Here is a 17788-nt window from a genome sequence, read left to right as displayed (position 1 = left end):
AAGAAAATAACGGCGGCGATGAAATGAAGGGTTTGTATCCCCACTTATGGAAGGAGCGGATCATAGTGGCAAGCGATCAGGAACTCGAACAGGCCGGCGATCGCCTGGGCGAACTGTTGAAGGAGCAGGGACGCACCATTGCTACGGCAGAGAGCTGTACCGGCGGCTGGGTGGCCAAGGTGCTCACCGATCGCCCGGGTTCCTCCGCCTATGTGATGGCTGGTCTGGTGACTTACAGCAACGGCGCCAAACAGGCCCTGCTCGGGGTGTCGGCGGAAACTCTGGAGCAGCATGGCGCTGTCAGTGAGCCGGTTGTCCGCCAGATGGTGGCCGGAGCCGTTCAGGCTGCCGGGGTGGATGTGGCCGTGGCGATCAGCGGTGTGGCAGGCCCGGGTGGTGGCAGTCCCGACAAGCCGGTGGGGACGGTCTGGTTTGCCTGGGGCAGCGGTCAGGACCAGACCGAGGCCGTGGTCAAACACTTCGACGGTGACCGGGATGAGGTGCGCCGACAGTCGGTTTTGTTTGCATTGCAGGCAGTTACCAGCTTCCTTGAGGGGGCGTGACAATTTTCTTGATCAGGTTCACGGGATGAGGGGTTGGTCTCCCCGTTCGCTTGTGTTTTAATACTGTTCAAATATACAGGGAATCTGCTGGATGAACACAGCGGTTTCCCTTCCGGATTCCGCTGCCAATACCTTGGAATGACTTGGCAGCCCAGTCGACAAGGGGTTTTGCACCGATGGAAGACAACCGCAAGAAAGCACTTAGCGCAGCACTGAGCCAGATTGAGCGCCAGTTCGGCAAGGGCGCCGTCATGAAGATGGGGGATCAACCCCGTGAAGCCATTCCTGCGGTGTCTACCGGCTCCCTGGGGCTGGACGTGGCTCTGGGTATTGGTGGTCTTCCTTACGGTCGAATCTGCGAGATCTACGGTCCGGAGAGTTCGGGTAAGACCACGCTCACCCTGCAGGTGATTGCTGAAGCCCAGAAGGCCGGCAAAACCTGTGCCTTTGTGGATGCCGAGCATGCCCTGGATCCGGTCTATGCCGAAAAACTGGGTGTCAACGTCGACGACCTGCTGGTGTCCCAGCCGGACACCGGGGAACAGGCCCTGGAAATCGCGGACATGCTGGTCCGCTCCAACGCCGTTGACGTCATCATCGTTGACTCCGTAGCGGCCCTGACGCCGAAAGCGGAAATCGAGGGGGAAATGGGCGACAGCCACGTTGGCCTGCAGGCGCGACTGATGTCCCAGGCGCTGCGGAAACTGACGGGTAACGTGAAGCACGCCAACTGCCTGATGATCTTCATCAACCAGATCCGCATGAAGATCGGCGTCATGTTCGGTTCCCCGGAAACCACGACCGGCGGTAATGCCCTGAAATTCTACTCCTCCGTGCGCCTGGACATCCGCCGCATCGGCTCCGTGAAAGAGGGCGATGAAGTGGTCGGTAACGAGACCCGCGTCAAGGTCGTGAAGAACAAGGTATCGCCGCCGTTCAAGCAAGCCGAGTTCCAGATCATGTACGGCAAGGGTATCTACCACATGGCCGAAGTGCTGGATATGGGCGTCAAGGAAGGCTTCGTGGACAAGTCCGGTGCCTGGTATTCCTACAACGGCGACAAGATCGGCCAGGGCAAGGCGAATGCCTGCAAGTTCCTGGAGGAGAATATGGATATTGCCAACGAGATCGAGGCCAAGGTCCGGGACAAGCTGATGCCCAAGCCGGAAAAGAAAGAAGCGGCCGCTGAAGCGCCGGCGGAAGCCAACGGGGAACTGCTCTAAGGTTCCGTTTGTCGGGGGAGGATGCCATGAAGCGACTGCTCATTGTTGCCCACACACCTTCCCCGAATACCCTCCGTTTACGGGACGCTGTCGAGAACGGCGCCCGCCACGAAGACATCGAGGCGGTCGAAGTGGTGGTCAAACCACCGCTGGAGGCCGGTCCCGATGACATCCTCGCCTGTGACGCCATCATCCTGGGTACCACTGAGAATCTGGGCTACATGAGTGGCGCGTTGAAAGACTTTTTTGACCGCAGTTACTATCCCTGTATCGAGAAAACCCAGGGCTTGCCCTTTGCCTATTACATCCGCGCCGGCCACGACGGCACCGGCACCCATCGCGCCATCGAGAGTATTACCACGGGCCTGCGCTGGAAACTCGTCCAGGATCCACTGATCTGTCGCGGGGAATACCGGGATGAATTCGAGGAGCAGTGCCGAGAGCTGGGCATGTACGTGGCGGCCAGCCTGGATGCGGGGCTGATCTAGGGCACCGTCCGGTTAGCCGGCGAGCCGGTTGTAGAAGCCTTCGATGCGGGACAGGGCGTTGTCCATGGCCCGTGAATAGCCTTTTTTGTTAAGGCAATAACTGAACTGGACGCTGACCCGGTATCCGGCCTGGAACGGCTGGCAATCCACCACCCGTGCGTCGACCCGCGACTCACTGATGTATTTCCCCTGCAGGTCGAGAAACAGTCGCGCGCCGGGAGCCATTGGCCGGGGGCATAGCACCGCCATGCCGTAGCGATTGAGATCAAGACAGCTAACCGCGATGACATTCCTGCTTCGGCCAAAGAAGCCGCGCTCCTGCAATTGCACTCTCAGGCACGAAGCCGGATAGCGATCCTTGATTCTGCGATCAGCGGAATCATGTGTCATAACTGGGCATCCATTGCGTTTCTTGTCTTGTACTGGCCTGAACCATGGCCGGGTGAAGAAGTTTAGTGCCGGGATCGGCGGCTGAAAAATGACCAGCTGTGGTTTTGTGCGCTGTTTAACAAAACCCGCCGAGACCCTGACCGCTAAAACTTTGGCTGAAACGCGACATGGCGGCCCGCAGAATCTACAATGGGCGGCCAAAGAAAGACGATAAATCACCAATGCATTCTGACTGTTACAGGACCACACATTGAAGTCACTGCCTCTGCATCAGCTGTACAAGGCCTGCGTACTGAAAGACCTGCCCTTCAAGACCACCCGGCAGCTGGAACCCCTGGCGGAGATTGTCGGCCAAAACCGCGCACAGGAAGCCGTCCGGTTTGCGCTGGCAATGCCTCACGGCGGGTACAACGTCTATGCGGTCGGGCGTAACGGGCTGGGTAAGCGCACCATGATGCTTCGCTACCTGGAGCATCATGTGGATACCGAGCAGCAGAGCCATGACTGGTGCTATGTTGCCAATTTCGAAGAGCCCCGGGTGCCAAAACTGTTGCAGTTGCCGGGGGGCAAGGGCACCCAGCTCAAGCAGGACATGGAAAAGCTGATGTCGCGCCTGGTCAAGGTGATTCCCCAGACCTTTGACAGTGACAGCTTCCTGGAGCGGTCCGAACAGCTGAAGAATGAATACGCGCAAAAGCAGGAAGAGGAACTCGAGAAAGTGGCCACCCAGGCCAAGCGCAAGAAGGTGCGCCTGACGGTCTCGACGCCCGGTGGCTATCGTCTGGTTGCGATGAACGGTGAAGAGCCTCACACCGCGGAGACCTTCCAGGCGCTGACCGAAGAACAGCGGGACAAGTTCGAGGATTCCATCAACAGGCTCGAGAAAAGACTCCGCCAGGCTCTGCGCAGGATTGCCGACTGGGAGCAGGAGTACGCCGAAAAGCAGCAGGCGCTGAACCAGGAGACCCTGGAGGGTATTTCCGGTCACCAGATTGATGAGCTCATCGAAAAGTACAAGGATCTGCCCGATGTGGTCGGTTACCTGGAGGCAGTGCGCGCCGATCTGGTGGAAAACCTGGACATCTTTCTCGAAGATAACGACGAGCAGGCAGCCATCGCCTACGCTTCCCTGGACAAGAAAATGCCCCGGCGTTACCTGATCAATCTGCTGGTGCACCAGAAAACCAATGAGGTGCCGGTGGTGGTCGAGGACAATCCCACCTATCACAACCTGTTCGGCTACGTGGAGAATGTCACGTACAAGGGCACCGTGTTCACCGACTTTTCGCTGATCCGACCGGGCAGCCTGCACCGTGCCAACGGGGGTTACCTGCTGATGGACGCCATCAAGGTCCTCGAGCAGCCCTTTGTATGGGACGGCCTGAAGCGGGCGCTGCGCTCACGCGCTTTGCAGATCAATTCCCTGGAGCGGGAAATGACGCTGTCCGGAACCATTTCCATCGAGCCCGAGGCAGTGCCGCTGGACGTGAAGATTGTGCTGTTCGGGGATCGGGAAACCTGGTTGCTGCTGCAGGAATATGATTCCGAGTTCGCCGAACTGTTCCGGGTGACGGCGGACTTCGAGAACGAGATGTACCGTACCGACGACAGCCAGTTGCTGTACGCCAAGTTCATCGCCAGCCTGGTGGTGGAAAAGAATCTGCTGCATTGTTCCAACAAGGCAGTAGCCCGGATTATCGAGCACAGCGCACGCATGGCGGAGCACCAGAACCGTCTGTCTCTTCATGCAGCCGACATCGCCAACCTCCTGCGCGAGTCGGATTTCTGGGCCCGCCAGGCCAAGGCCCGGCTGATCACCGAGGTTCACGTGGAGCGGGCCCTGGAAAGTGCCCGGTACCGCAGCAGCCGGATCCGGGACCAGTTCTACGATTCGATCCGCGATGGCTCCACCCTCGTCACCACCGTGGGCACTTGCGTGGGCCAGGTCAACGCCTTGTCCGTATTGTCCACCGGTGGCTTCGAGTTTGGTCTTTCCAACAGGGTGACCGCGACCTGCTACTATGGAGATGGCGGTGTCATGGATATCGAGCGTGATGTGAAGCTCGGTGGCAACATCCATTCCAAGGGCGTGATGATTCTCACCTCCTGGTTGTCCTCCCGGTTTGCCGTGGAGGACCCGATGCACCTCTCGGCCAGCCTCACCTTTGAGCAGAACTATGGTGAGGTGGAGGGCGATAGCGCATCGCTGGCGGAACTGTGTGCGCTGGTGTCATCGCTCTCCGGTGTGCCCGTGCGCCAGGACCTGGCCATTACCGGCTCGGTCAACCAGTTCGGAGAGGTGCAGCCCATCGGTGGCGTGAACGAGAAGGTCGAGGGTTTCTTTGCCACCTGCCAACTGAAAGGCGGGCTTACGGGGACCCAGGGCGTGGTCGTTCCCGCCACCAACGTCCAGAATCTGATGCTCGACAGCGAAGTGGTCCGGGCCGTCCGGGAAGACAAATTTGCGGTCTACGCCGTATCCCACGTGGAGGAGGCCATCGCCTTGCTGCTGGGCCGCCCGGCGGGCAAGCCCGACAAGAAGGGCCGGTACCCGAAGCAGAGTGTTTTTGGCATTATCCAGCAACGGCTTGAAAAAATGCGTGAACACGAGCGCCAGGAGCACGCGAAAGAAGAACATAAGGATCCGTCAATTCACTGACCGGAAACGACAAGAAAGCGGACAGGAGAGAATACACCCATGACTGATATCCAGCAGACGGTATACGTAGTGGAGGATGACGAGGCGGTGCGGGATTCGCTGGAGCTACTGTTGAAATCCGACAGTAAGCCGGTGAAAACCTACGAGAGCGCCAACGCCTTTCTCAAGGATTATTCCGACCAGATGGCCGGCTGTATCGTGCTGGATATCCGGATGCCCGGAATGGATGGCATGGAGCTGCAGAAGAAGCTGAACGAGAAGCACTCGATCCTGCCGATCATATTTGTCACCGGTCACGGTGATGTTCCCATGGCAGTTGATGCCATGAAAGAGGGCGCAGTGGACTTCATCCAGAAGCCCTACCGCGAGGAAGCCCTGCTGGAGAAGATCGAAGCCGCCCTGGAGCAGGATCTCGAGCAGCGCAAGACCCTTGACGAGAAGCAGGAAATCATCCGTCGCATCAAGAGTCTGACCCCGCGGGAGCACGAAATCATGGACCGTATGATTGCCGGTCAGGCCAACAAGGTGATCGCCATCGAACTGGAGATCAGCCAGCGCACTGTGGAGATCCATCGTTCCCGGGTCATGCATAAAATGGGCACCCACTCCCTGGCCCATCTGGTTCGTATGGTCTTGTCCGTAAAGGACCTTATCGACTAAGCCGGGTGGCACCGGCATGATAGCCGGACGTTTCTAACCGGCCACGTTTGTATGACTGAAGCTGTCTGCGAGAACTCCGAGGTGACGGTTCTGCTGGTTGATGACAACCCGCAGAACCTGAAAGTCCTCTACGAAACCCTGAAAGACAAAGGCTACCGGCTGCTCATTGCCAACGAAGGTGAAAAAGCGCTGGACCTTGCCCACCGGCATCAGCCGGAAGTGATCCTGCTGGACATCATGATGCCCGAAATGGATGGTTACGAGGTGTGCCAGCGCCTTAAGGCCGATCCCCAGACGGCCGATTGTGCCGTGGTTTTCCTGTCCGCACTCGATGACTTGCAGGCCAAGGTCAAGGGTTTCAATCTCGGCGGGGCCGATTACATCTCCAAGCCGTTCCAGTCCCAGGAAGTCATTGCCCGGGTCAAGACCCATGCCCGTGTGATCCGGCTCGAGCGGGAACTGCAGGCTCGCAACCGGGAACTGCAGGGTGACCAGGCGCGGATCCTCAACTCCATCAGCGAGGGTATCTACGGACTGGACGAGAACGGCGTCATCGAGTTCGCCAACCCGGCTGCGGGCCAGATTGCAGGTGTTCCCGTTGACGAGCTGATCGGTCGCAACTTTTTTGACACCCATTTTGCCACCGCGTCCGACAACCCGGACGGACTGCCGGTGCAGATGACCTGCCGCCAGGGCGAGGCCGAAGGCCAGCGCGACATACGCATGTTGCGCATGGACGGTTCCGGTTTCCCGGCCGAGTACCGTGCCACGCCCAAACTGGATAACGACGAGCTTCATGGGGCGGTTGTTGTGTTCCGGGATATCACAGCGGAGCTTGAGAGCGAGAGGGAGCTTCAGGAGGCCCGGGAACTTGTTCAGGAACAGCGCGATCAGTTGGCCCATACCTCGCGCCTGACCACCATGGGTGAGATGGCCGCCGGCTTTGCCCACGAGGTGAATCAGCCGCTGACGGCGATCACCAATTATGCCCGGGTTGCCAAGCGGATGATGGGCAAGGAATCCCCGGACCATTCCCTGCTGCAGGAGACCCTCGACAAGATCGAGGCCCAGTCCCATCGCGCCAGCGAGATCATCCGCCGGATCCGTCGGTTCATGAAGAAGCCGGCGACCGGCAAGGAAGTGCTTTCGGTTCCCGCCCTGCTGGAAGATACCCGCCAGTTTGCGGAAGTGGACATGCGCAACAATGAAGGTGGTATAGAGGTCACCGTTGACGAGAACCTGCCTGAAGTTATGGCTGATCCCATCCAGGTGCAGCAGGTGGCTCTGAACCTGATCCGCAACGCCCTCGAAGCAACACGCTCGGCGGATTCCTCGGTGCCGGTGGAGGTCACTGCGCGTCTGGCCGGAAACAGCTGTGTTCGGGTCGAGGTGAGAGACCATGGGGTCGGCCTGCCGGAGGAGGCCGAGGAGAAGTTGTTCCATCCGTTTTACACCACCAAGGACGAGGGCATGGGTATCGGGCTGGCGACTTGTCGCTCGCTGATCCAGGCCCAGGGTGGTGAAATCGGCTTCGAGCGCCCCGAGGATGGCGGCGCCCGCTTCTTCTTCACCTTGCCGGTCGCCGGTGCAGAGGGCGAGCCCTGCAAGGCACCGGACAGCACCAGAGAAAGCGAAAGCTAGAGCCAGTCGATGCGTCCGCTCAGGTGGGGCGCATCGCCCTTGCTGTTCAGTAGCTGGTAATCCCAGCCCTGTTCCCCCGTTTGCCAGTTCAGTTGCGCCGTTCCCGGCAGGAACAGGGGCTTCTTGAACTGGCAGCTGACCCTCACTGCGCCGCCCCTCCATCCTTCTTGCTGCTCCAGCAATGCCAGTGCCCGGGCTTTGCTCCACATGCCGTGGGCAATGGCCCTGGGAAAGCCGAATGCCTTTGCGCTCAGGGCATGCATGTGAATCGGGTTACGGTCACCGGAAACCGAGCCATACTGCCGACCAATCGACTCCGATGCCTGGATGCTCAGGGTGTTCGGATAGCGCTCCAGTTCCGGACGCTCCGTTTTCCCCGCCGGCTTGTCGTTCTTGCGTGCCTGGCGGAACAGGTTGGTGCTGGTCTCCTCCCAGGCCAGGGCGCCGGCAGAGCGAGCCTCGGTGATCAGGTCGAATTCGATGCCGCGGTCGGTGCGTTGCTGGTTGCCCAGGCGCACGGTAAGGTCCAGGGATTCGCCTTCACCAATGGGGCGGTGTTGTGTAATGGTATTGCGCAGATGCACCAGGCCCAGCAGGGGCAGGGGGAAGTCCGGCTCGGTGAGCAGCTTCAGGTGCAGCGGAAATGCCAGGATATGCGGCCAGGTGATCGGAGCGTGGGTATGCTGACTAAACCCGCAGATCCTCTTGTAGCCCGGCAACTGGCGGGTGATCGTGGACGCCCCCAGAAGACGCGCTTCAAGTGCCGGAATTTCAGGGTTACCTTCTGCGCCGGCCTTTTGCGGAAGCACGGCCTTGGCGAACAGTGGGAACAGTGGTGGCGGGGTGTGGTGATAAATCAATGGGTTTGGCATGGTGCAGGTCTCCTTGTGGCCTGATATGCTCTAATATAAGACGATGGTCTTAGAGTCTGGCAAACCCGGCCAGAACAGGCATTGACTTGGCGAGCCCGGCCGGTTGTCCAGCCGGTCAAGGTAGTACCCATAAAAAATAAAAGCGGGATCATATGCAGGAACTTCGTGACGCGGGAGTGATGTTACGCCTGATCTACGAGGCAATGAAGAAAAAGGGTATCGACACCGATGCCATCTTCAGTCGTTTGGGCGTGGATGAAAGTTACGTATACACCGATCAGTTGCGCACGCCCCACAGTGCCCAGCTGTACTTCTGGCAAGCCGTGGAAGACGTATCGGGCGACCCCGATGTCGGGTTGCATCTCGGGCCGCTGCTGCCCGCTTACAAGGGCCAGGTGCTTGAGTACCTGTTTCTCAGCAGCCCGACCTTCGGTGAGGGCCTTCGCCGCGCGCAGAACTATCAGCGCCTGCTGAGTGATGCGGCCAATACCGATTTCTTCATCGAGGGCGATGACGCCTGTATGGTGCTCGACGCCGCATCCGACGCTGTTCGTCGTCTGAAGCACTTCAACGAGTGCTTTGTCCAGGGCCTGATTACGTTCTTCCGGTCCGTTACCGATGACAGTTTCTATCCGTCGCGCATCGAGTTTGAACATGAAAGGGAAGAAGGCCAGGAGCACGCCCGGGAGGTTCTGGGCTGTGATGTGGTCTTCGGGGCCCCTGAGAACCGGCTGTATTTCCCCGCCAAGCTGCTGGCCCACGCCTCACCCCATGCCGAGCCGGAATTGCTGGACCTCCATGAGCGGTTTGCCAGCGAGCAGGTTGCGCGCCTGGAGAAAAAGGACATCGTAGGGCAGGTGGAGCGGATTGTTGCCGAGCTTCTGGACAGTGGCGAAGTGACCCTCGATGCGGTCGCCGAACGCCTTGGTATCAAACCCCGGACACTCCGGACCCGGTTGACCGAAGCCGAAACCAGTTTCAACCAGGTGTTGGCGGATTTCCGCTATCGCCTGGCCCGGCAGTTGCTGGCCACCACGGACGAATCCATCGACGAGATCGTCTACCTGACCGGCTTCTCCGAGCCAAGCACCTTCTATCGGGCGTTCAAGCGCTGGTCCGGCATGACCCCGATCGAGTATCGAAAGACATCCCAGGGTAAGGACGCCCTGGTCGATGCCATGTAAGAAAACTTTTTCGGACTTTTTTCAGGAAAAACGTTGACATGGTCGGGGGCGTCTTTATAATGCGCCCTCGTTGTCACCGAGCAGTCACACAGAGGGCTGCAAGCCTTTCGAGGCGTAAGTGATAGCCCACGCGGAGCGGTAGTTCAGTTGGTTAGAATACCGGCCTGTCACGCCGGGGGTCGCGGGTTCGAGTCCCGTCCGCTCCGCCATTTTTCTCCCCCCTTACTTTCTTTTGATCCATTCCGGATTCTGAAATAGTCCTGTCACACGAAGCGTTTACCTTGGCGATTAAAGTTCGCACGAGGTTAAAGTCATGTCTGACTACGAAGAAGAGTTGCTGGAAACCCGACTGGATGAATTCGACGATGATGGCGAATTTATCGACGACGCCACGGAGCTCTGATTCCGTATCCGGTTAATCCCCGTTATTTCTGTTTGTCCGCATTTGCCGGCGATGCTCGCCGGGGCTGACCCCGAACCAGCGTTGGTAGGCTTTGTGAAAGGCCGGTGGGTTGGCAAACCCCAGGAGCCAAGCAATTTCCGACAGCGAGCTGTTGGTTTCCCTGAGATAGTCCAGTGCCAGCTGTTGTCGGGTCTGATCCAGTAGCAGCCGGAAGTTGGTGCCCTCTGCCGACAGTTGCCGTTGCAATGTCCAGGGCGAGGTCCCGAGCCGGGCGGCAACCGTTTCCAGTCCCGGGGTTTCGCCACGGAACAGGGGTGTCATTAAGTGCCGCACCCGGTCCGAGGTGCTCCATCCCCGTTTAATCCTTTCCAGTTCGCGTTCACACATCATGCAGAGTTGCTCGTGCATGGCCGGGTGCGCCTGGTTACTCGGTTGATGCCAGGCGCTGTTCTTGAGCGTAAGGCTGTTATCTGTGGCGCTGAATTCCACCGGGCAACGGAACCAGCTTTCAAAGAGATCGTCGAGGCCGATGGAGGGATATTCGATGCGCACCCTCTCAAGTACGTCATAGCGGCCGGTCAGGGTGCGTGCCAGCTGGGTCCAGGCCGCGAGCACCGAGTCCACGACGAAGTAATTGAACCGGTTGTAGGGGCGGATCGAATAGAAGCTGATCTCTTTCCTGTCGGGGTTGGCTCCCGGGTGGCCGCGACTGTTCTGGCTGGTCAGCCGGGAATAACGCACCAGTCTCATCAGCGCCTGCCCGATGGTTGGTGCGGTTTCTGCCGACAGGCCGGCCAGGCCGGCGTCGATCGGGCGGGACAGAGCCCCCATTCGCAGCCCCAGTGCCCGATTGCCGGTCAGACTGATGGCAGCCTCTCCCATCCGCATGAAGCGGGGGATGCTGATTCGGGCTTCCGGGGAGGCCAGTGCGGTCTCATCCAGATTGAATTGCCTGGCCAGTGCCTCGTCGTCCGCTCCTTCTTCCGCTGCAGCGCGCAGCAGCACTGAGACATACAGGAGGCTGATGTCACCGAGGGCGTTGCGGTTTTCCGGTTTTGAGGGTGTTTTCACGGGTCATTCCTGGCCAGGTGTCATTTGAGGATAACATAAAGTTCTCTGAAGATATTGAGGGCAAACAGCCAGGTCGCTACTTTGTGCCGTATAACGAAAGACGGCCACTACGCGGGCTGCCAATATGAGGAGATCAATATGACCGCAACACCGGGCACACAGAAATACCCGAACCTTCTGGAACCGCTGGATCTGGGCTTTACCCGTCTTCGGAACCGCACCCTGATGGGCTCCATGCACACAGGCCTGGAGGAAGCCAGAAACGGATTTGACCGTCTGGCGGCTTTCTATGCCGATCGCGCCCGCGGCGGCGTTGGTCTGATTGTCACCGGTGGTATCGGTCCCAACGAAGAGGGCGCGGTGTTCCAGCACGCGGCCAAGATGAGCACCGAGGAAGAGTCCGATCGGCACAAGGTGATCACCGAGGCGGTGCACGAGGCCGAGGGCAAGATCTGCATGCAGATTCTCCACGCCGGCCGCTATGCCTATTCGCCTGCTCTGGTGGCGCCGTCGCCGATCCAGGCACCGATCAACCCGTTCAAGCCCAGGGAGCTGGACGAGGAAGGTATCGAGAAGCAGATCAACGACTATGTGAACTGCGCGGCACTGGCCCAGCGGGCCGGCTATGACGGCGTCGAGATCATGGGCTCCGAGGGTTACTTCATCAACCAGTTCATCGTTGCCCACACCAACCAGCGTACAGATCGCTGGGGCGGCAGCTACGAGAACCGGATCCGCCTGCCGATCGAGATCGTGCGCCGGGTCCGGGAGCGGGTCGGTGAGAATTTCATCATCATCTACCGCCTGTCCATGCTGGATCTGATCGAGGATGGCAGCACCTGGGAAGAGGTGGTCCACCTGGCCAAGGAGATCGAGAAGGCGGGGGCTACCATCATCAACACCGGCATCGGCTGGCACGAGGCCCGGGTGCCCACGATCGCCACCTCGGTCCCCCGTGGCGCATTTACCAAGGTCACGGCCCGTTTGAAGGGGGAAGTGAGCATTCCGCTGGTGACCACCAACCGGATCAACATGCCCGATGTGGCGGAGAAGGTCCTGGCCGAAGGGGATGCCGACATGGTTTCCATGGCCCGTCCGTTCCTGGCGGATGCGGACCTGGTGCTGAAGGCTGCGGAAGACCGTGCCGACGAGATCAACACCTGCATCGGCTGCAACCAGGCGTGCCTGGATCATACCTTCAGCGGCAAGCTGACCTCCTGCCTGGTCAACCCCCGAGCCTGTCACGAAACCGAGCTGACCTACGTGAAGGCAGCCAATCCGAAGTCCATCGCCGTGGTTGGCGCCGGCCCTGCCGGTCTGGCGTTTGCGACCGTGGCTGCCGAGCGGGGTCACAAGGTCACCCTGTTTGACGCCGGCAGTGAAGTCGGTGGCCAGTTCAATGTCGCCAAGAAAATCCCCGGCAAAGAGGAGTTCCATGAGACCCTGCGTTACTTCCGGGTGATGCTCGACAAACACGGCGTCGATGTCCGTCTGAACACCCGTGTCAGCGCCGACGACCTGAAAGCCGGAGGTTTCGATGAAGTGGTCCTGGCCACCGGTGTTGAGCCGCGGACTCCGGAGATCGAGGGTATTGACCATCCGAAAGTCATCGGTTACCTGGATGCGTTGCTGGAACGCAAGCCGGTCGGCCGGAAGGTGGCGGTCATCGGTGCCGGCGGCATCGGTTTCGACGTCTCCGAGTTCATCGTGCACCAGGGCGCCTCCGCGTCGCTGGACACCGGCGAGTTCATGAAAGAGTGGGGCGTTGATCTGAGCGTCGAGCATCGCGGTGGTATCCAGGGAGTGACGCCGGAAGTGCCGGAGCCTGCGCGTGAGGTTTACCTGCTTCAGCGCAAGGCATCCAAGGTGGGCAAGAACCTGGGCAAGACCACGGGCTGGATTCACCGGACGTCCCTGAAGAACCGCCATGTGCAGATGGTTCCGGGGGTGTCCTATCGCAAGATCGATGACGACGGACTGCACATCACCGTGACTCCGAAGGGTGCCGAGCAAGGTGAGGACAGGGTACTGCCGGTGGATACAATCATTATCTGTGCCGGCCAGGAACCGCTGCGGGAACTCCAGGCCGGTGTCGAAGCCGCCGAGATCCCGGTGCACCTCATTGGCGGTGCCGATGTGGCCGCCGAGCTTGATGCCAAGCGGGCCATCGATCAGGGCAGCCGGCTGGCCGCGGAAATCTGATCACAAAACGTTGCAGTTTTTATCTGTCCATCGATATTTGTCTGGCTAGACTATTGGAAAGCCTACGGTTATCCGTAGGCTTTCTGGTATTGGTGCATGCCGCTGGACGAATTTTCCGATGGAACGCTCCGGGGAAGCGAAGCGTGTAAGTGTCCAATTTCTGAATCCTGGAGATGGAATGATGGTTTCTGCCGATCAGGCAACCGATGGCTACTCAGCCGTGTTTTTTATGGAGGAGGGGCGTATTGCCCGTCAAATGCGCGCTTCCGAGTTCGGCGCTTTCCTCGACGGTTATGTCGGTTTATCTGACCTGGCGGAGACGGACGTTAAAGCCGTCCTGATAGAGCTGGGAGGCGATCTTCTGGTGCGCTCCCTGGTGTTCTTCAGGATCTGGTTTGATGAGGAGGGCAGAGCCGACACCAGCTGGAACGTTCCCATTGAGGCGTTGGCCAAAGACGGTGCCAAGGGGCCGGATATGGGGGCGGGCCCCATCCGCCTGGTGTGTCGCAGCCAATGCCCGGATCCGAAGTTCGCCAAGGAGCTCTGGGACCCGGATATGACGCCGGGCAACAACCATTTCCTCGCCATCCGCAAGGCGGTGGAAAGCAATACCCTGAGATTCCAGAAGATCGAACCTGTCGAGGAGGATATTCCCGTCCTCAACGCCAAGGAAGAGCCGGCGAAGAGGAAGGAGAAGGAAGACGAGACACCGGCCTCGGAAGACCGGGCCCGCCTGGCGCAGCTGATCCGCGAACAGCGTTTACGCATCAAGACCCTGCAGAGTGTACACCGGGATTCCCTGGCGGATCTCCAGCGGGAGCACCGCAATGAAATGCAGTCCCTGCGCAGCGAGATGGCCGATCTGGAGCAAAAATACGAACGCCAGCGGCTGAACAGTGAGCAGCTCAAACAGCGGCTCTCCGAGCGCAACGAACAATACCTCTCCATGCAGGAGCAGATCGGGAGTGCCGACGAGGATAAAAAACGGGATGACGCCAACGTCGGTGCCGAACTGGTTTTGCTCCGGGAGCAGCTTGAACGCAAGCAGCGAGAGCTGGAAATGCGTGATGAGAAAATTGTCTCCCTGGAGGAGGAGAACCACGAATTGCGGCACCGGGAGCCCCCCGAGAACTCCATTCTTGACCATCTGCGCAATCAGTCGGTCTTTCTCGTGGCCTACCATGCCGGTGTTGGCCACGTGACCCTGCCGTTTGAAGACATTGAGACCTACTTCACCAACCCCGTGGCCTATGCCGCCGAACGTTGTGGCATGAATGAGCCGGCCTACCGGGAATGGCTGGAGCACTATGAGAACCCGGTATGTTGCCACAAGGACGGGGATGGCAAACAGTGTGCCGAACCCATCATGCGGGTCAGCCAGCCGGCGGAATTCCGCCCGGGTGTGGACGACCGCTGCGAGCAGCACCAGGCCTGATCAGCGCATCTTTTTTCAGAATCCTGCTGACTTTCGTTACACTGTACGCCATCGTTGCAGGGTAGCGGAGGTGCTGTTCCCTGTTGCATCCCGGGATCACAGGACATTTCATGGATCAGTTCAGGAATATCGGCGTAATCGGACGGATGGGCAGCGTCAAGGTGGTGGAGACGCTGAGGCAACTCAAGCAGTATCTGCTCGCCCAGAACTACCAGGTCATTCTGGAAGAAGACACTGCGGGAATGATTCCCGGTCATGGTCTGCAGGTGGCCAGCAAGAAACTGCTGGGTGAAATCTGCGACCTGGTGATCGTCGTCGGCGGTGATGGCAGTCTCCTGGGCGCCGCCAGGGAGCTGGCAAAGTCGAAAATCCCCCTGCTCGGGGTAAACCGGGGACGCCTCGGCTTCCTCACCGACATTTCTCCTTCGGATCTTGAAGAACGCCTCGGCAAGGTGCTGGAAGGGGAGTACATCGAGGAAACCCGTTTTCTGCTTGATGGCAATGTCGAGCGTAACGGTCAGCCACTGGGTTTCGGCAGTGCCCTGAACGACGTGGTGCTGCATCCGGGTAAATCCACCCGGATGATCGGCTTTGACCTGTTTATTGACGGCCACTTCGTCTACAGCCAGCGCTCAGACGGCCTGATTGTTTCCACGCCCACCGGTTCCACGGCCTATTCCCTCTCTGCCGGTGGGCCGATCATGCACCCGAAGCTCGACGCCATTGTGCTGGTGCCCATGTTCCCCCACACTCTGAGCAGTCGCCCGATCGTGGTGGACGGCAAGAGCGAGATCAAGCTGGTCATCGGAGATACCAACGAGACCTACCCGCAGGTGAGCTTTGACGGCCAGATGAACATCTCCTGTGCGCCCGGGGATATCATCCGGATCACCAAGAAGCCGTTCAAGATCCGCCTGATCCATCCGACGGACCATAACTTCTATGCCACCTGCCGTGACAAGCTTGGCTGGGCAAGTGAAATCGCAGCGAGTTGATCATGGCTGGTAAGACCCCTTCCGCAAATCGCGGTTTCGATATCATCGGCGACATCCACGGTTGCGCCCACACCCTGGAACGGCTCCTGGACCGGATGGGTTATCGCAGGGTTAACGGTGTTTACGAACATCCCCGTCGCCAGGCCATTTTTATAGGTGACATCATTGACCGGGGCCCGCGTATCCGGGAAGCACTGCACCTGGTCCGGGATATGGTGGAGCACGGCTCGGCACGGATTGTCATGGGTAACCACGAGTACAATGCCCTGGGTTATTGCACCCGTGCGCGTCCGGGCAGTGGCAAAACCTGGTTGCGGGAGCACAACTCGCGCCATGATCGATTGATCAGGGAAACCCTTGAGCAGTTCGATGCCCACCCCCACGAATGGAACGAGTTTCTGGAGTGGTTCTACACCATCCCCCTGTTCATCGAGGAAGAGGACTTCCGGGTGGTGCATGCCTGCTGGGATGGGGATCTGATCGAGAAGTTCAAGCAGGTCCAGGGTGGCGCCTGCATTGATGAGGATTTCCTCCATGCCTCGGCGGCCATCGAGTCCTTCGCCGGACAGGTCATGGATACGCTCCTTCGGGGTACGGACCTGCGTCTGCCGGAGGGTATGTCGATCACGGGCAAGGACGGCTATGTCCGCGAATTCTTTCGGACCAAGTTCTGGGCCGACCAGCCCCATACCTATGCCGATGTGGTGTTCCAGCCCGATCCGTTACCGCCAGAAGTGGCGAAGCACGTTCTGACAGAAGACGAGCGCAAGCAGCTCATCAGTTACCCCCTGGACGCGCCACCGGTCTTCGTCGGCCATTACTGGATGGAAGGTCGGCCCGCGCCGCTAAAGCCCAATGTGGCCTGCATCGACTTCAGTGCCGTGAAGTACGGCAAGCTGGTGGCCTACCGGTTTGACGGTGAGCGGGCACTTTCCCGGGACAAGTTTGTCTGGGTAGATGTGGAGCGGCCGGAGGCTCCGGAGTACCCCACCAGTGAAGACAGTGTTGCGCGCTAGCGGTATGTCTTCCGGTGAGCCAATACCCCTGATCATGAGGTGAGAATTGTATCGGGTAAAGCAGTTGGATACCTCGGTGAACCTTGCCGACTTCAGTCAGTGGCTGAGGGATCAGGGCGTGGGCCATCGTATAACTGAGGAAGGCGGCCAGCAGGTGCTCTGGCTGGAACATGAAGAGCACGCGGAACCGGTGCTGGCAGCGCTTGAGCGCTACCTTGCGGAACCCGGGCTCAGGGAAGCGGTAGCAAGCCAGAACCGCTCGCCGACCTTTGTCGGAGGGCGCTGGCAGCCGGCACCCCGGCACGCGCCAATGGTCCTGGGGCTGATCGTTTTTGCCGTGCTGATGGTCTGGCTGACGGGGATGGGCTCCAATGAGTTCTCTGCCACCCTGATGGTGGTGGACCCGCGGAATTTTGACTGGACCACCTTCGACGGTCGCATCGATGCGCTCTCGGCCACCCTGGCCAGTGGCCAGGTCTGGCGTCTGATCACGCCGGATTTCCTGCATTTCAGCTGGACCCACATCATTTTCAACTCGGTGATGCTCTGGTTCCTTGGCAGCCAGGTCGAGTGGTTCGACGGCAAGGGCCGGCTGATTACCCTGTTCCTGGTGACCAGCCTGTTGTCCAATGGTTTGCAGTACCTGGTTTCCGGGCCTCTGTTTGGTGGCCTGTCCGGTGTTGTTTACGGAGTTCTCGGTTATTGCTGGCTGAGCCAGCAGCGGGCGCCCCGGTTCCAGTTCCCGCCGGCGCTGGTGACCTTTGCGGTGATCTGGATGGTTCTCGGTTTTACCCCATTGCCGGAAATGCTGGGTCTGGGCAGGATGGCCAATGAGGCACACCTGGGTGGTTTTGTCGCCGGACTGCTCTGTGCGCTGGTTTTGCCCGTAAGGAAAGGGTGAGCGGATAAAAAAAGCCCCGCCAAAGGGCGGGGCGCAAGAAGAGCTTTTAGCTCCTGATGAGAGAGACCAAATGATACGACCGTTG

15 protein-coding genes and 1 tRNA gene are annotated in these 17788 nt (G+C 59.4%); 13 read left to right on the top strand and 3 right to left on the bottom strand.

All coding sequences use genetic code 11. The annotated features are described in order from the left end of the window. Positions 1–23: 23 nt before the first annotated feature. The 3 genes from pncC (at position 24) to ACQUTG_RS13920 (ending at position 2274) form a co-directional block, all read left to right on the top strand. Positions 24–563, top strand: a complete 540-nt coding sequence (gene pncC / locus ACQUTG_RS13930; RefSeq protein ID WP_428919980.1) for a nicotinamide-nucleotide amidase — start codon at positions 24–26, stop codon at positions 561–563. Between the two features lie 176 nt (positions 564–739). Next, a complete protein-coding gene (recA, locus tag ACQUTG_RS13925) occupies positions 740–1786 on the top strand; it encodes a recombinase RecA (protein ID WP_092004504.1) in 1047 nt (348 codons plus the stop codon). 26 nt (positions 1787–1812) lie between these two features. Further along, entirely contained in the window at positions 1813–2274 is a 462-nt protein-coding gene (locus tag ACQUTG_RS13920; protein ID WP_428919979.1) for a flavodoxin family protein, read from the top strand. Positions 2275–2286: 12 nt separating this feature from the next. On the opposite strand, the gene ACQUTG_RS13915 is transcribed toward ACQUTG_RS13920, so the two are convergent. Next, complete coding sequence (locus ACQUTG_RS13915; RefSeq protein ID WP_428919978.1) at positions 2287–2664, bottom strand: PilZ domain-containing protein; 378 nt, start codon at positions 2662–2664, stop codon at positions 2287–2289. Positions 2665–2914: 250 nt separating this feature from the next. Between ACQUTG_RS13915 and ACQUTG_RS13910 the strand changes: the two genes are divergently transcribed. Genes ACQUTG_RS13910 through ACQUTG_RS13900 form a run of 3 tightly spaced genes read left to right on the top strand, consistent with a single transcriptional unit; the run spans position 2915 to position 7624 of the window. Continuing rightward, positions 2915–5323 (top strand): Lon protease family protein, encoded by a 2409-nt coding sequence (locus ACQUTG_RS13910; RefSeq protein WP_428919977.1) that lies wholly within the window; start codon positions 2915–2917, stop codon positions 5321–5323. Between the two features lie 39 nt (positions 5324–5362). Beyond that, positions 5363–5983 (top strand): response regulator FixJ, encoded by a 621-nt coding sequence (fixJ, locus tag ACQUTG_RS13905; protein WP_428919976.1) that lies wholly within the window; start codon positions 5363–5365, stop codon positions 5981–5983. Between the two features lie 51 nt (positions 5984–6034). Beyond that, positions 6035–7624 (top strand): ATP-binding response regulator, encoded by a 1590-nt coding sequence (locus tag ACQUTG_RS13900; RefSeq protein ID WP_428919975.1) that lies wholly within the window; start codon positions 6035–6037, stop codon positions 7622–7624. Here ACQUTG_RS13900 and ACQUTG_RS13895 read toward each other — a convergent pair. Beyond that, a complete protein-coding gene (locus ACQUTG_RS13895; RefSeq protein ID WP_428919974.1) occupies positions 7621–8496 on the bottom strand; it encodes a MaoC family dehydratase in 876 nt (291 codons plus the stop codon). The genes ACQUTG_RS13900 and ACQUTG_RS13895 overlap by 4 nt on opposite strands. Before the next feature lie 152 nt (positions 8497–8648). Between ACQUTG_RS13895 and ACQUTG_RS13890 the strand changes: the two genes are divergently transcribed. Then, on the top strand, positions 8649–9680 hold the full coding sequence (locus ACQUTG_RS13890; protein WP_428919973.1) for an AraC family transcriptional regulator: 1032 nt from the start codon (positions 8649–8651) through the stop codon (positions 9678–9680). 132 nt (positions 9681–9812) lie between these two features. Next, positions 9813–9889: transfer RNA gene (locus ACQUTG_RS13885), tRNA-Asp, on the top strand. 206 nt (positions 9890–10095) lie between these two features. Here ACQUTG_RS13885 and ACQUTG_RS13880 read toward each other — a convergent pair. Next, positions 10096–11154, bottom strand: a complete 1059-nt coding sequence (locus ACQUTG_RS13880; protein WP_428919972.1) for an AraC family transcriptional regulator — start codon at positions 11152–11154, stop codon at positions 10096–10098. A 138-nt stretch (positions 11155–11292) separates the two neighbouring features. On the opposite strand from ACQUTG_RS13880, the gene ACQUTG_RS13875 reads away from it, so the two are divergent. The 5 genes from ACQUTG_RS13875 (at position 11293) to ACQUTG_RS13855 (ending at position 17703) form a co-directional block, all read left to right on the top strand. Continuing rightward, positions 11293–13356: an FAD-dependent oxidoreductase gene (locus tag ACQUTG_RS13875; RefSeq protein ID WP_428919971.1), complete on the top strand. Its 2064-nt coding sequence runs from the start codon at positions 11293–11295 to the stop codon at positions 13354–13356. Between the two features lie 181 nt (positions 13357–13537). Continuing rightward, a complete protein-coding gene (locus ACQUTG_RS13870; RefSeq protein ID WP_428920349.1) occupies positions 13538–14791 on the top strand; it encodes a DNA repair protein in 1254 nt (417 codons plus the stop codon). Positions 14792–14901: 110 nt separating this feature from the next. Then, complete coding sequence (locus ACQUTG_RS13865) at positions 14902–15786, top strand: NAD(+) kinase (protein ID WP_092004477.1); 885 nt, start codon at positions 14902–14904, stop codon at positions 15784–15786. Positions 15787–15788: 2 nt separating this feature from the next. Next, positions 15789–16802 (top strand): metallophosphoesterase, encoded by a 1014-nt coding sequence (locus tag ACQUTG_RS13860; RefSeq protein ID WP_428919970.1) that lies wholly within the window; start codon positions 15789–15791, stop codon positions 16800–16802. 46 nt (positions 16803–16848) lie between these two features. Further along, positions 16849–17703, top strand: a complete 855-nt coding sequence (locus ACQUTG_RS13855; RefSeq protein ID WP_428919969.1) for a rhomboid family intramembrane serine protease — start codon at positions 16849–16851, stop codon at positions 17701–17703. Positions 17704–17788: the final 85 nt, after the last annotated feature.

The organism is Marinobacter sp. DUT-1 (assembly GCF_050379415.1).
Classification (GTDB): domain Bacteria; phylum Pseudomonadota; class Gammaproteobacteria; order Pseudomonadales; family Oleiphilaceae; genus Marinobacter.
This window is presented reverse-complemented; position numbering and strand designations above follow the sequence as displayed.